Annotated in this window: 12 protein-coding genes and 1 pseudogene; 10 read left to right on the forward strand and 3 right to left on the reverse strand. The window is 62.2% G+C overall.

The features are described from left to right. Positions 1-200: 200 nt before the first annotated feature. Positions 201-1484 (reverse strand): annotated as a pseudogene (fadL, locus tag Q9R34_RS14845) (long-chain fatty acid transporter FadL). A 361-nt stretch (positions 1485-1845) separates the two neighbouring features. On the opposite strand from fadL, the gene Q9R34_RS14850 reads away from it, so the two are divergent. The 4 genes from Q9R34_RS14850 (at position 1846) to sixA (ending at position 6418) form a co-directional block, all read left to right on the forward strand. Then, positions 1846-2142 carry a YfcZ/YiiS family protein gene (locus Q9R34_RS14850; RefSeq protein WP_075203216.1) on the forward strand — a complete coding sequence of 99 codons (297 nt, stop codon included), beginning with the start codon at positions 1846-1848 and terminating at the stop codon, positions 2140-2142. A 161-nt stretch (positions 2143-2303) separates the two neighbouring features. Then, on the forward strand, positions 2304-3614 hold the full coding sequence (fadI, locus tag Q9R34_RS14855; RefSeq protein WP_485894686.1) for an acetyl-CoA C-acyltransferase FadI: 1311 nt from the start codon (positions 2304-2306) through the stop codon (positions 3612-3614). Next, positions 3614-5731 carry a fatty acid oxidation complex subunit alpha FadJ gene (gene fadJ, locus Q9R34_RS14860; RefSeq protein ID WP_485894688.1) on the forward strand — a complete coding sequence of 706 codons (2118 nt, stop codon included), beginning with the start codon at positions 3614-3616 and terminating at the stop codon, positions 5729-5731. Before fadI ends, fadJ begins: the two co-directional genes overlap by 1 nt. A 204-nt stretch (positions 5732-5935) precedes the next feature. Beyond that, positions 5936-6418 carry a phosphohistidine phosphatase SixA gene (gene sixA / locus Q9R34_RS14865; RefSeq protein ID WP_485894690.1) on the forward strand — a complete coding sequence of 161 codons (483 nt, stop codon included), beginning with the start codon at positions 5936-5938 and terminating at the stop codon, positions 6416-6418. Positions 6419-6451: 33 nt separating this feature from the next. Here the strand turns inward: sixA and smrB are convergent, their stop codons facing one another. Then, positions 6452-7000, reverse strand: a complete 549-nt coding sequence (gene smrB, locus Q9R34_RS14870) for an endonuclease SmrB (protein ID WP_033791677.1) — start codon at positions 6998-7000, stop codon at positions 6452-6454. A gap of 160 nt (positions 7001-7160) precedes the next feature. Here smrB and prmB point away from each other — a divergent pair, with 160 nt between their 5' ends. Genes prmB through Q9R34_RS14900 form a run of 6 tightly spaced genes read left to right on the forward strand, consistent with a single transcriptional unit; the run spans position 7161 to position 11751 of the window. Further along, positions 7161-8093, forward strand: a complete 933-nt coding sequence (gene prmB / locus Q9R34_RS14875; protein WP_434122744.1) for a 50S ribosomal protein L3 N(5)-glutamine methyltransferase — start codon at positions 7161-7163, stop codon at positions 8091-8093. A gap of 27 nt (positions 8094-8120) precedes the next feature. Next, positions 8121-9206 (forward strand): chorismate synthase, encoded by a 1086-nt coding sequence (gene aroC / locus Q9R34_RS14880; RefSeq protein WP_485894693.1) that lies wholly within the window; start codon positions 8121-8123, stop codon positions 9204-9206. 4 nt (positions 9207-9210) lie between these two features. Continuing rightward, on the forward strand, positions 9211-10035 hold the full coding sequence (gene mepA / locus Q9R34_RS14885) for a penicillin-insensitive murein endopeptidase (protein ID WP_485894695.1): 825 nt from the start codon (positions 9211-9213) through the stop codon (positions 10033-10035). 9 nt (positions 10036-10044) lie between these two features. Further along, positions 10045-10842: a sulfite exporter TauE/SafE family protein gene (locus Q9R34_RS14890; protein WP_434122747.1), complete on the forward strand. Its 798-nt coding sequence runs from the start codon at positions 10045-10047 to the stop codon at positions 10840-10842. Between the two features lie 50 nt (positions 10843-10892). Then, positions 10893-11438 (forward strand): elongation factor P hydroxylase, encoded by a 546-nt coding sequence (locus tag Q9R34_RS14895; protein WP_434122748.1) that lies wholly within the window; start codon positions 10893-10895, stop codon positions 11436-11438. 31 nt (positions 11439-11469) lie between these two features. Next, on the forward strand, positions 11470-11751 hold the full coding sequence (locus Q9R34_RS14900; RefSeq protein WP_434122749.1) for a YfcL family protein: 282 nt from the start codon (positions 11470-11472) through the stop codon (positions 11749-11751). Between the two features lie 31 nt (positions 11752-11782). Here Q9R34_RS14900 and mnmC read toward each other — a convergent pair whose 3' ends face one another. After that, positions 11783-13795, reverse strand: coding sequence for a bifunctional tRNA (5-methylaminomethyl-2-thiouridine)(34)-methyltransferase MnmC2/FAD-dependent 5-carboxymethylaminomethyl-2-thiouridine(34) oxidoreductase MnmC1 (gene mnmC, locus Q9R34_RS14905; RefSeq protein ID WP_485894698.1), 2013 nt, complete (start codon positions 13793-13795; stop codon positions 11783-11785). Between the last annotated feature and the right edge of the window lie 111 nt (positions 13796-13906).

The raw sequence follows: 13906 nt of genomic DNA on the forward strand, positions 1-13906 counted from the left end.
TTTTTCAGCTAAGGTGCCTACGCGCGTGGCATGGGCCGATCGCAAAGACGCAAAAAGCGGCATCCCTGCCAGCTCGGCCCGCGCCATCCCTGGCGCGGGACGCTTTGCTCTTCTGCCCATGCCACGCGCGTTTTACGATTAGTGCATACCATTAAAAATAGCGACCCAGGGGTCGCTATTTTTATATCCTAACCTCAGCATCAGAACTTGTAGTTAAAGTTCGCGCCGTACAGCCAGGCTTTGCCCACCGAGTTAAAGGTATAGGGACCTTCTTCCACCGTCACGTGCTGGCCGTGCATATAAGAGACGCCCACATCGACCGAAGCGTCGTCGTTAAAGGCGTACGAGGTGCCAGCGCTCAGCCAGAGACGATCCTGATCGGGAATAGAGATAGAGCGCTTGTCCGCCGGAACCGGACTGTCATCAAAGGCGATACCGGTACGGAAAGTCCAGTTCTGATCGTAATAGTAGGTGGTGCCCAGCGCGATACGGTAGGCATCCTTGAAGCTCTCATCTTTATAGAACAGCGTCTGGCCGCTCGAGCCGGTCGCCTTAAGCTCCTGGAACTGGCTCCAGCTAGTGTAGGCCAGGCTATAGTGCACCGCCCACTGCGGCGCCACTTTATGCCAGCCGGAGACTTCCCACATCTCCGGCAGGTTTAGCGTCAGCGCGCCCGGAATGGTGGAGCCGCCGGTGGCGTAAGGAAGCCCTAAATTGGCCGCCTGGTTGATGCGGTTAATCGCTGTCGGCAGGCTGCTCTTATAGTCGCCGTCGAAATCGACTTTCACTTCCGAGCGATAGCTCAGACCAAAGCGGTTATTTTTATCCACCTCATAAAGTATGCCCGCGTTCCAGCCGTAGCCCCACTCGTCGCCTTTCAGATGGGCTACCTGGGTATCCGCCGGGATACGCAGCGCCGCCCCCGACTCGCCCGCGTAGCGCTCAATCTTGGCGCGCGCATAAACCGCATCGAAGCCGACGCCGAAGCTGAAGTGCTCGTTAAGGCGATAGGCGGTGCTGAGGTTGAGGTTGGCGGTCATCAGATCGGTCTTGCCGCCGTAGCCGCCAGCGGTTTAGCCGTCGTTGAATTCCGTCGCCAGACCGTAGTTTGAGGTGGCGGATGCGCCAATCCACCATTGATCGTTAATCGGCTGCACATAGTGAATATTTGGCACCCACTGCGTCGGCGCGATATTGCTGGCATCGAGGCTGCGGCCAGTCGGGCTGTTGCCGGTAATATCGACATCGGGATCGATAAAGACCGCGCCGACAGAAAACATCGGACGATCCATCAGCGCCATGGTCGCCGGGTTGCGGCTGGCGGAGGCAGCAGTATCGCCCATCGCGCCCTCGCCGGAATAGGCGCGGCCCAGACCGGCAGAGGAGAATTCGTTAAGCTGAAATCCCGCTGCGTATACGTGTGAAGAAACAAGCGCCACTGCAGCCGCCACGGCTGACTTTGCAAACAGGTTTTTATGGCTCATGACCATAACCTCATCTGAATTATTATTAAACTGTAATTGTTACATCGCGTAACAAGGGACGGCGGATTGTAGGGACTGACCAGAAGCTGACAAATCAGACCAGTGCGGCAAGTATAGGTCTGACCTGTGTAGATGTTGCAATATTGTTTTTAAAATATTTCTGGATTGATCCGCAAAATTTCGATCCGCTTAACAAAACCGGCAGGGCAGAGCGTAGCATACCGACTCTAATTTGTTTTGGATCAAATTTTATTGTGATATTCGTCACTTAGCGCCTCTGACATAGCGCATTTCAAACCGGGGGCGTAAAATTTCGGGCGTCAATCCAGCTCGCCCACAGATTTATGTCCAGGAGAACGCAATGACCAATACCATGAATAAATGCAGCGCCAATGAAACCGCTGCCTGCTGCTGCGTGGATGTCGGCACCGTGATGGATAACAGCGACTGCACCGCCAGCTGGTCAGAATGGTTTGCGCAGCGCAGTGAGGCGGAGGCCAAACTGGCGAGCCTGACGGAAAAGGCGCGGCAGATTGAGTCGGATCCTTGTCAGATCGACGCCCGCTTTGACGAGCGCGACAACGGCGTGCAGCTGGATATCGATTTCACCTTCGCCTGCCAGGCCGAAACCCTGATTTTTCAGCTGGGCCTGCGCTAAGCCTCTGAACGCCGTTGCTAAACGGCGTTTTCTATTTTCGTGTTTTCCCTCGCACTTTTTTTCTTTCCTGATTGGCGGCGCGCCCGCTTGTCGTTAACACTGTGGATCAGGTCAGACCTCTCAGGGCGATGGCGCCCGGTCAACATTCACAGGTGAAACAGATGAGCAAAGCGCAGCCGTTGCTGACGCGTGCGGGCGATCGCATCGCCATTACTCACGGACTCCGTACGCCGTTCCTGCGTCAGGCGACCGGTTTTCATGGCATTCCTGCCGTGGAACTGGGGCGAATGGTGGTAAGCGAACTGATGGCGCGCAGCGAACTCCCGGTCGAGGCGGTAGAGCAGCTGGTGTTCGGCCAGGTGATCCAGATGCCGGAAGCGCCCAATATCGCGCGGGAAATCTTGCTCAGCAGCGGGCTGAGCGTGCATACCGACGCCTACAGCGTCAGCCGCGCCTGCGCCACCAGCTTTCAGGCGGTCGCCAACGTGGCGGAAAGCCTGATGGCGGGCACCATCCGCGCGGGTATTGCGGGCGGCGCGGACTCCTCATCGGTATTGCCGATCGGCGTCAGCAAAACCCTGGCGCGCGCCTTGCTCGATCTTAGCAAAGCGCGCAACCTGGGGCAGAAAGCGCAGATTCTGCGTCGCCTGCGGCCGCGCGATCTGCTGCCGGTGCCGCCCGCCGTCGCCGAGTACTCTACCGGCCTGCGCATGGGCGATACGGCGGAACAGATGGCAAAAACGCACGGCATAAGCCGCGCGGCGCAGGATGCGCTGGCGCTGCGGTCGCACCAGCACGCCGCTCGCGCCTGGCAATCCGGCGTGCTGCAGCAGGAGGTGATGCCCGCCTTCGCGCCGCCGTGGAAAGCGCCCATTGAGCAGGACAACAACGTGCGCATGGCGGCAAAAATCGAAGACTATGCGCGGCTGCGGCCGGCGTTTGACCGCCAGCACGGCAGCGTCACGGCGGCCAACAGCACGCCGCTTACCGACGGCGCGGCGGCGGTGGTGTTGATGAGCGAAGGGCGCGCGCGCGAGCTGGGCATTGCGCCGCTGGGCTATCTGCGCAGCTACGCCTTTACCGCCATCGATGTACAGCAGGACATGCTGCTCGGTCCCGCCTACGCCTCGCCGCTGGCGCTGGATCGCGCAGGCGTCGCGCTGAGCGACCTGACGCTGATCGATATGCACGAAGCCTTCGCCGCCCAGACGCTCTGCAACCTGCAGTGCTTCGACGACGAACGTTTCGCGCGGGAAAAACTGAATCGCCCGCAGGCGCTGGGCGAGGTCGACGAGGCGCGCTTCAACGTGCTCGGCGGCTCCATCGCCTACGGCCATCCTTTCGCCGCCACCGGCGCGCGCATGATTACTCAAACGCTGCATGAGCTGCGGCGTCGCGGCGGCGGGCTGGCGCTGGTCACCGCCTGCGCGGCAGGCGGCTTAGGCGCGGCCATGGTTCTGGAGGCGGAATAATGGAGCAGAACGCTTTCTCTTTACAGATGCGGCCGGATCACGTCGGCGTCATCGTCATTGACGTGCCGGGTGAAAAGATGAATACGCTGCGGGCCGCCTTTGCGCAGCAGCTGACGGCGGTGATCGACGAGGCGCGGCGCGATACGCAGCTGGCTGGCCTGGTGCTGATCTCCGGCAAGCCTGACAATTTTATCGCCGGTGCTGATATCAGCATGATCGCCGACTGCCGCAGCGCCGAGCAGGCGGAGTCGCTGGCGCGACAGGGTCAGGAAGCGATGGCGGCGATTGCGGCGCTGCCGTTTCCGGTTGTGGCGGCGATCCACGGCGCCTGCCTGGGCGGCGGGCTGGAGCTGGCGCTCGCCTGCGATGCGCGCATCTGTACCCTGGACGATAAAACCCGGCTCGGTCTGCCGGAGGTCCAGCTGGGGCTGCTGCCGGGATCGGGCGGCACTCAGCGCCTGCCGCGACTTATCGGGCTGCGACAGGCGCTGCCGCTGATCCTGACCGGCAAAACCCTGCGGGCGAAGCAGGCGCGCAGGATGGGGCTGGTGGATGACGCGGTGCCGCAGGCGATCCTGCTGGACACCGCGGTAGCGCGCGTGCTGAAGGGCAGACATGCCGCGCGCGCGCTGCCGCTGCGCGATCGCGTCGTGCAGGCGCCGCTGGCGCGCCACGCGCTCTTTGCGCTGGCGCAGCGCGAAACCGCGCGCAAAACGCACGGCAACTATCCGGCCGCGCAGCGCATTATCGATGTGGTGCGTATCGGCATTGAGCAGGGCAGCGAGGCGGGGCATCGGGCAGAGGCGCGCGCCTTTGGCGAACTGGCGATGACGCCGCAATCCGCCGCGCTGCGCAGCCTGTTCTTCGCCAGCACGGCGATGAAAAAAGAGACCGGCGCCGACGCTGAGCCGCGCACGCTGCGGCAGATCGGCATCCTGGGCGGCGGGCTGATGGGCGGCGGCATCGCCAGCGTCACGGCGATCAACGCCGGGCTGCCGGTGCGCATCAAGGATATCCACCTGCAGGGCGTTAACCATGCGCTGAAGGCGAGCTGGGAAGGTCTGAGCAAAAAGGTCAAACGACGCCATCTCAGCGCGGCGCAGCGCCAGCAGCAGCTGGCGCGCATCACCGGCGGCACCGATTATCAGGGCTTTGCCCAACGCGACCTGGTGATTGAAGCCGTGTTCGAAGATCTGCCGCTCAAACAGCAGATGGTGCGCGAAGTGGAAAGCCACTGTGCGCCGCACACCATCTTCGCCTCCAATACCTCATCGTTGCCGATCGCGGATATCGCCGCGCAGGCGCAGCGGCCGGACAACGTTATCGGCCTGCACTACTTCAGTCCGGTGGAAAAGATGCCGCTGGTAGAGGTGATCCCGCACGCCGGCACCTCACAGCAGACGCTGGCCACCACCGTGGCGCTGGCGAAAAAACAGGGCAAAACGCCCATTGTCGTGGCGGACCGCGCCGGCTTCTATGTGAATCGCATTCTCGCGCCCTATATAAATGAGGCGATGCGCTGCCTGCTGGAGGGCGAACCGGTGGAGCATATCGATCGCGCGCTGGTTCGGGCGGGCTTTCCCGTCGGCCCGCTGCAGCTGCTGGACGAGGTGGGCATCGACGTCGGCAGCAAGATCACCCCGGTGCTGCAGCAGACTTACGGCGATCGCTTCGCCGCGCCCGCCGCGTTTGAGGCGGTGCTGAAGGACGATCGCAAAGGGCGTAAAAATGGCAAAGGCTTCTACCTTTATGGCGGCGGGCGACGCGGTGGCAAAAAGCCCGATCCGGCAATCTACCCGCTGCTCGGCGTGCAGCCTGCGGCAAAGCTGAGCGAAGCGCATATCGCCGAGCGCTGCATGATGATGATGCTGAACGAGGCGGCGCGCTGTCTTGACGAAGAGGTGATTCGCAGCGCGCGCGACGGCGATATCGGCGCGGTGTTTGGCATCGGTTTTCCGCCGTTTCTCGGCGGCCCGTTCCGCTATATGGATCAGCGCGGCGCGGCGGATATTGCGCAAACATTACGCGCCTTAATGCGCCAGTATGGCGAGCGTTTTGCCCCGTGCGAGGCGCTGCTGGCGGCGGAGCAGCAGGAGAAGAAATTTTACATTTCCTGACCGAATGGAATATCCGCACCGATTCAGCGGGTTAGAAATGCGCCGTCAGGGCAGGCGGCGCGGCACGATTCTGAGAAGCGCTTATTTAATAAACAACCGGTTGACTATACTCAAGGCATTGGGGTACAACACAGCGTTCATTCGCAGAATGAAGAGTCAGGCGCCTCCGCGCCGGGCGATATCGACAAACAACAGCGGTGCTTTATGCAAGTTTTTATCATGCGTCACGGCGATGCGGCTCTTGAAGCCGCCAGTGATTCGGTCCGACCTCTCACCCACTGTGGCTGTGACGAATCACGCCAGATGGCGAGCTGGCTCAACAGCCAGACGGTGGAGGTAGAACGCGTGCTGGTCAGTCCCTATCTTCGGGCCCAGCAGACGCTGGCGACGGTACGCGAAGCGTTAACCCTGCCGGAAGGGCAGGAGATTTTGCCGGAGCTGACGCCCGGAGGCGATCCTGGGCTGGTGGCCTGCTATCTGCTGGCGCTGGGAAATCAGGGCGTGAAGTCGGCGATGGTGATTTCGCATCTGCCGCTGGTCGGCTATCTGGTTTCTGAGCTCTGCCCGCAGGAAGCGCCGCCGATGTTCGCCACCTCCGCCATCGCCTGCGTCGATTTCGATCCCGCCAGCTGCGAAGGCAAGCTGTTGTGGCAGGTCAGCCCCTCTAAACTGGCGAAGGCCATATAACGCCCGCGGGCCGCGCAGACGGCCCATCCCTTCTCAAGGCAGCTCGGGCGGTTGCCACTCCTCCACCTCAATCAACACCAGCAGCGCCGCGTCTCCGCCGAACATTTTCGGCGCCTGATGGAACGCCATCACATAGGGATGCTGCGCCAGCCAGAGCGGCGTCTGCTGCTTAAGAATATGCTTGCCGTGGCCGGTCATCACGCTGGCGCAGAACAGATGCTCGCGGCGACAGGCGGCGATCAGCGCGCCCAGCTCTTGTTTAGCCTGCTGCTGCGTCAGGCCGTGCAGGTCGAGGAAAATCTCCGGCGTATAGTCGCCGCGCCGCAGCTTTTTCAGCTCGTAGTGGCTGACGTCGGCGCGCACGTAGCGCGTCGCGCCCTCGGTCGCCAGCAGCGGCTGAAACTCGTCGGAAAAGTAGTGGCTGTTGTCCACCTGTTCGGAAATCAGCCGCTTCAGCGGCAGCTCGCGGCTTTTCACCGCAGGCTTATGCACCACGGTATCCTGCTTGATTTTGCGCGTGCCGCTCATCAGCTGGCGAAACAGCGCTTTGTCGTCGTCGTTAAGAGAAGTTTTTTTACTCATTGCAGGCGAATCTTGTCTGATAAGGCTGGAAAACAGCGAATGGCGTTACCTTACCGCCCGATCCGCTAATTGTCAGCTTTTTCACCTTGCTGCGCTGAATTCTCCCCGGCTTCATGGCACACTATCGGCCGATTTAGCAATTGGGCCTGCGGAGGGCTACGTGGACAAAATTTTCGTCGATGAGGCAGTCAACGAACTGCACACCATTCAGGATATGTTGCGCTGGGCGGTCAGTCGTTTTTCCGCCGCCGGGATCTGGTACGGTCACGGCACCGACAATCCCTGGGACGAAGCGGTGCAACTGGTCCTGCCCACGCTCTGGCTGCCGCTGGACATTCCGGAAGATATGCGCAGCGCGCGCCTTACCGCCAGCGAGCGTCACCGCATCGTTGAGCGCGTGATCCGCCGCGTCAACGAGCGCATTCCGGTCGCCTACCTCACCAACAAAGCCTGGTTCTGCGGCCACGAGTTCTACGTCGACGAACGCGTGCTGGTGCCGCGCTCGCCGATTGGCGAACTGATTGAAAACCGCTTCGCCGGCCTGGTTGCCGAGACGCCACGCCATATCCTCGATATGTGCACCGGCAGCGGCTGCATCGCGATCGCCTGCGCTTACGCCTTTCCGGAAGCGGAAGTGGATGCGGTGGATATCTCTTATGACGCGCTGGCGGTTGCCGAGCAGAATATCGAGGATCACGGTTTGATCCATCAGGTGACGCCGATCCGCGCCGATCTCTTCCGCGAGCTGCCGCCGGTAAAATACGATCTGATCGTCTCCAATCCGCCCTACGTGGACGCGGAAGATATGGAAGATCTGCCGAACGAATATCGCCATGAGCCGGAACTCGGTCTGGCGGCGGGCAGCGACGGCCTGAAGCTGGTGCGCCGCATTCTTGCCTGTGCGCCAAATTATCTGAGCGACAACGGCGTGCTGATCTGCGAAGTCGGCAACAGCATGGTGCATATGATCGATCACTATCCCGACGTGCCCTTTACCTGGCTGGAGTTCGACAACGGCGGCGACGGTGTCTTTATGCTGACGCGCCAGCAGATCGTCGACGCACAACATCACTTCTCTATTTATAAAGACTGAGCGAACGCTTCGTAACAAGGAATCCCCATGGCCGGAAACAGCATCGGACAATTCTTTCGCGTAACCACTTTTGGCGAGTCGCACGGCATCGCGCTGGGCTGCATCGTTGACGGCGTGCCGCCGGGCATTCCGCTGACCGAAGCGGATATTCAGCACGATCTCGACCGCCGCCGTCCCGGCACCTCGCGCTATACCACCCAGCGTCGCGAGCCGGATCAGGTGAAAATTTTGTCCGGCGTCTTCGAGGGGGTCACCACCGGCACCTCAATCGGCCTGCTGATTGAAAATACCGACCAGCGTTCGCAAGATTACGGCGCGATCAAAGATCTCTTCCGTCCCGGCCACGCCGATTACACCTACGAGCAGAAGTATGGCCTGCGCGACTACCGCGGCGGCGGCCGCTCGTCGGCGCGTGAAACCGCGATGCGCGTTGCCGCGGGCGCGATTGCCAAAAAATATCTGCAGATGAAGCACGGCGTCGTGGTGCGCGGCTATCTGGCGCAGATCGGCGACGTGGCGTGCGAGCTGAAGGACTGGAGCATCGTTGAAGAGAACCCGTTCTTCTGTCCAGATGCCAGCAAGCTGGAGGCGCTGGACGAGCTGATGCGCGCCCTGAAAAAAGAGGGTGACTCCATCGGGGCTAAAGTGACGGTCATGGCGGAGAACGTGCCGCCGGGCCTCGGCGAGCCGGTTTTCGATCGGCTTGATGCTGACCTCGCACATGCGCTGATGAGCATCAACGCGGTGAAAGGCGTGGAGATCGGCGACGGCTTTGCGGTGGTAAAACAGCGCGGCAGCCAGCATCGCGACGAGATCCGCGCCAGCGGCTTCCAGAGCAACCATGCCGGCGGCATTCTCGGCGGCATCAGCAGCGGCCAGACCATCAGCGCCAATCTGGCGATGAAGCCGACCTCCAGTATTACCGTGCCGGGCCAGACCATCACCCGCCGCGGCGAAGAGGTGGAGATGATCACCAAAGGGCGGCACGATCCCTGCGTGGGCATTCGCGCCGTGCCGATCGCCGAAGCGATGATGGCGATCGTGCTGATGGATCACCTGCTGCGCCAGCGCGCGCAGAACGGTGACGTTAACAGCACCGTGCCGCGCTGGTGACGCCATGAAATCACTGCTTATTCTCGTATCGACGCTGCTCTTCAGCGCCTCAGCCCTGGCCGCGACGCCATGGCAGCGTATTCAGCAGCCGATCCCGGGCAGCGCGCAGTCTATCGGCTCTTTCGCCAACGGCTGCATCGTCGGCGCGCAGGCGCTGCCGCTCAACGCGCCCGGCTATCAGGTGATGCGCCAGGATCAGCGGCGCTATTTCGGCCATCCCGATCTCATCCTGTTTATTCAGCGCCTCAGCGCCCAGGTGCATAACCTGCAGCTGGGCAACGTGCTGATTGGCGATATGGGCATGGCGGCGGGCGGGCGCTTCAGCAGCGGACACGCCAGCCATCAGACCGGGCTCGACGTCGATATCTGGCTGCAGCTGCCGAAAACCCGCTGGAGCGCGCAGCAGCTGCTGAAGCCGCAGCCGCTTGATTTGGTGACGGCGGATGACAAAAGCGTGGTGGCGCGTCACTGGCGGCCGGAGATCGACAGCCTGATCAAGCTGGCGGCGAAAGACAACGATGTGACGCGTATCTTCGTCAATCCGGCGATTAAAAAGCAGCTTTGCGCCGACGCAGGCGCAGACCGCGACTGGCTGCGCAAGGTGCGCCCGTGGTTCGCGCATCGCGCGCATATGCATGTGCGTCTGCGCTGCCCGGCCAACAGCATCGGCTGTGAAGATCAGCCTGCACCGCCGCCGGGCGACGGCTGCGGCGCCGAGCTGGAGAGCTGGTTCCTGCCGAAGAAACCGGGCAGCGGCGTGCCGGTGAAGCGTGAGCCGCCACCGCTGCCGCAGGCGTGTCAGGCGCTGCTGGATAAACATCTTTTATAAGGGATCGCCATGGAGTGGTTCGTCGTCAGCCCGATAGTGGTCGGGGTGCTGTTTCTGGTCGCCGTGCTGGCGGCGTTTATCGACTCTATCGCCGGCGGCGGCGGGCTGCTTACCGTGCCTGCGCTGCTGGCGGCCGGTTTATCGCCTGCGCAGGCGCTGGCTACCAATAAACTGCAGTCCGTCGGCGGCTCGTTCTCCGCCAGCCTCTATTTCATCCGCCGCGGCGCGGTCAACCTGCGCGAACAGCGGCTCAATATCGCCATGACCTTTATCGGCGCGGTGCTGGGCACCCTGCTGATCCAGCACCTGAACGCCGACGCGCTGCGTCAGGTGCTGCCGCTGCTGCTGATCGCCATTGGCCTGTGGTTTCTGCTGATGCCGCGCCTCGGCGAAGAGGATCGCGCGCGTCGCCTTTACGGGCTGCCATATGCGCTGGTGGGCGGCGGCTGCATCGGCTTCTACGACGGCTTCTTCGGCCCGGGCGCCGGTTCCTTCTATGCGCTCGCCTTTGTCACCCTCTGCGGCTTCAACCTTGCCAAAGCCACCGCGCATGCCAAAATTCTGAATTTCACCTCGAATTTCGCCAGCCTGCTGTTCTTTATGTTCGGTGGCAAAGTGATCTGGGGTATCGGTTTAATTATGCTGATCGGCGCCTTCTGCGGTGCACGGCTGGGGGCGCGGCTGGTGCTGAGCCGTGGACAGAAACTGATCCGCCCGATGGTGGTCATTGTTTCTGCGGTTATGAGCGCGAAGCTGCTGTGGGACGCTCACGGCAGCGCGCTGCTGGCGTGGATCGCCGCGCTGTAATACATTCATTCCCGGCGCCGCGATAATGACGCCGTTTTTACGATGACACCATGAACACGACGCACCATTACGAACAACTGATTACGATTTTCGATAGCTGCTTTCGCGACGAGTTTCAGACCCGTCTAATTAAAGGCGACGATGAGCCCATCTATCTTCCGGCAGACGAGCGTTCGCCGTGGCACCGCGTGGTGTTCGCCCACGGTTTTTACGCCAGCGCGCTGCACGAGATTTCTCACTGGTGCATCGCCGGCGAGGCGCGGCGCAAGCTGGTGGATTTTGGCTACTGGTACTGTCCGGACGGCCGCGACGCCCAGACGCAGAGTCAGTTCGAGTCTGTGGAGATTAAGCCTCAGGCGCTGGAGTGGATGTTCTGCGTTGCAGCAGGCTTCCCGTTCAACGTCAGCTGTGACAATCTCGATGGAGATTGTGAGCCGGATCGCGTCGCGTTTCAGCGTAAGGTCCATGCGCAGGTCATCTCTTATCTGGAGAAGGGCATCCCTGCACGGCCCGCGCGTTTTATCGCCGCGTTAGCGGACTTTTATGGCACGCCTGCACTGACGTCAGCACAGTTTCCCTGGCCAGACGATCTGTGATGAGTGCAGACAATATTAAAGAGGAATTGAGATGATCGCAGAATTTGAAGCGCGTATTCTGGCCCTGATTGACGATATGGTCGATCACGCCAGCGATGACGAGCTGTTCGCCAGCGGCTATCTGCGCGGTCACCTGACCCTCGCGGTCGCGGAAATCGAACAGTCGGGCGACCATACGCCGGAAGCGTTGCAAACCCAGGTTGCCAACAGCCTGCAAAACGCCATTGCCGCTGGCGAACTCTCGCCGCGCGACCAGGTGCTGGTGGTGGGCATGTGGGACAATCTGTTTCAGCAGGCGCGTCAGACCGCCTGATTTCACGGGGCGGCGCCGTGCCGCCCCGATGCTATCTTCCCGCTTTTTTCCCTTTCAGCAGCTTTCTCACCCAGTAGCGGTTCGGGCTGAGCGCGGCCAGCGTCGCGCTATCCAGCGGCTGCGGTTCGCCGCTCATCTGCGCCGCCAGCGCTTCGGCGGCGAGTGGCGCGCTGCACAGCCCGCGCGAGCCGAGCGCCCCCAGCACAAACAGACCCGCGTAATGCGGCGCCTCGGCGATCGCTTCGCTGCGCGCACGCTGGTCGGCAAGATCCTGATAGCGCGCCAGCGTCGCCTCATAGTTGGGCAGCGCGCCCGCCATCGGCAGATGGTCGCGCGTGGCGCAGCGCACGCCGATGCGCGCCTCGCCTGCGCTGACATCCACCTTTTCCGCCCAGCGGCGGCCCGGCAGCGAGTGGAGCAGCCGCGTGCGGTTCTGCTGCTGATCCTCTTCGCGGTAAGCGGTGGCGGTCTCGCCGCGATGATAGCTGGCGCCGATGCAGTGCGTGGCGAACTGCGGGCTGACCGGCGTCAGGTAGCCGTCGTAGCAGAGCACGGTTTGCAGCGCGTCAAGGCCGGGCGTACTGGGCACGTGGCTCACCTGGCCGGCAACCGCATAGGTCGGCAGCGGCGCGCTTTGCGGCAGGGCGCTGAGCGCATGGCCGGTCGCCAGCGTCACGTTGTGATGCGTCGCCGCGTTGCCATCGGCGAAGCGCAGCGTCCAGCCCTGTTCCGTCGGGGCGAGCTGCGTCAGGCGATGGAGCCAGTGAATGCGCAGCCCCAGCGTTTCAGCGTGCGCCAGCAGGCTGGCGGTGAGTTCAGCGGGCGAAAGCCAGCCGCCGAGCGGATAGTAAATGCCGCCGACCCCCAGCTCGACCTGCGCCAGCGCCTCCGCCTCTTCAGGCGTGACGCCGCGCGCGATCGCCTCCGGCAGCGCCATCGCCAGCATCTGCGCGATTTTGTCGGCGCTTTTCTCATCCCAGCCGAGCTGCAGCACGCCGCTCCAGCAGTGCTCATAATTTACCGGCGCCGCGTCATAGAGACGGCGCGCAAAGCTAAAGGCGGCGGGGAAGAAGCGCGCCAGCGCCGGATCGTGCTGGTTCAGCAGCGGATAGAGCGCGCCCTGACGATTGCCCGACGCGCCCAGCGCGGCCGCTTCGTCGGCGCAGTAGAGCGTCACGCGCCAGCCGCGGCGCAGCAGGGCGAGCGCCAGCACCGCGCTCGCCACCCCGCCGCCGATAATCGCTGTTTCTCTTTCCCGTGCGGCGGGGCGCGCAAACCAGGGCTGCGTGACCGGCAGATCCGGCGCGTGCGTCAGGGTGCCGCACAGCATCTCACGCTTCGCGCCAAATCCTTTGCGGCGGCTGACCTCGAAACCCGCCTCCTGTAGTCCGCGGCGCACGAAACCGGCGGCGGTAAAGGTGGCGAAGGTACCGCCGGGTCGGGCCAGCTTCGCCATAGCGTTGAAGAGGCGCGGCGTCCACATATCGGGATTTTTCGCCGGCGCGAACCCGTCGAGGAACCAGGCGTCTACCTGGCGATGCAGGCTGTCATCAAATGTCTCTATAAGGGTATTAATATCGCCGAGCCAGAGATCGAGCGTCACGCGTCCGCCGTCGAACAGCAGACGCTGGCAGCCGGGCAGGGCAACCGGCCACTGCCGCTGCAGCTGCTCGGCCCAGGGCTGAAGCGCTGGCCAGCGCTGATGCGCCGCCGTTAAGTCGGCCTGCGTCAGGGGGAATTTTTCCACGCTGATAAAATGCAGCCGCCGCAGGGCGGCGTCGGGGTGCGCCTGCTGGAAGGCGTCAAACGCCTGCCACAGCATAAGAAAATTAAGGCCGGTGCCGAAGCCGCTCTCCGCGACGATAAAGAGATCGCGCGGATGACGCGCGAAGCGATCGGGCAGATCGTTGCCGCCAAGAAACACGTAGCGCGTCTCTTCCAGACCGTTGTCATTGGAAAAATAGACGTCGTCAAAGGCTCGGGAAACAGGTGTACCCTGTTCATTCCAGCTTAGCTGGGCATGTTCGACCGGGGATAATTTCACAGCGAAGGCTCATTTTTCAGGCTGTGGCGCGATTTTAGCGACCAGGGTCACATGACGCAAATTTACAAAAGGAAATGGCTGATCGGACTTGTTCGGCGTACAAGTGTAAGC

The sequence above is a fragment of the Enterobacter sp. BRE11 genome (assembly GCF_031844285.1).
Taxonomy (GTDB): domain Bacteria; phylum Pseudomonadota; class Gammaproteobacteria; order Enterobacterales; family Enterobacteriaceae; genus Pantoea.

Coding starts and splice junctions, on each gene's coding strand:
- Q9R34_RS14850 (WP_075203216.1), top strand. CDS start 1,846: ATGACCAATACCATGAATAAATGCAGCGCCAATGAAACCGCTGCCTGC.
- fadI (WP_485894686.1), top strand. CDS start 2,304: ATGAGCAAAGCGCAGCCGTTGCTGACGCGTGCGGGCGATCGCATCGCC.
- fadJ (WP_485894688.1), top strand. CDS start 3,614: ATGGAGCAGAACGCTTTCTCTTTACAGATGCGGCCGGATCACGTCGGC.
- sixA (WP_485894690.1), top strand. CDS start 5,936: ATGCAAGTTTTTATCATGCGTCACGGCGATGCGGCTCTTGAAGCCGCC.
- smrB (WP_033791677.1), bottom strand. CDS start 7,000: ATGAGTAAAAAAACTTCTCTTAACGACGACGACAAAGCGCTGTTTCGC.
- aroC (WP_485894693.1), top strand. CDS start 8,121: ATGGCCGGAAACAGCATCGGACAATTCTTTCGCGTAACCACTTTTGGC.
- mepA (WP_485894695.1), top strand. CDS start 9,211: ATGAAATCACTGCTTATTCTCGTATCGACGCTGCTCTTCAGCGCCTCA.
- Q9R34_RS14890 (WP_434122747.1), top strand. CDS start 10,045: ATGGAGTGGTTCGTCGTCAGCCCGATAGTGGTCGGGGTGCTGTTTCTG.
- Q9R34_RS14895 (WP_434122748.1), top strand. CDS start 10,893: ATGAACACGACGCACCATTACGAACAACTGATTACGATTTTCGATAGC.
- Q9R34_RS14900 (WP_434122749.1), top strand. CDS start 11,470: ATGATCGCAGAATTTGAAGCGCGTATTCTGGCCCTGATTGACGATATG.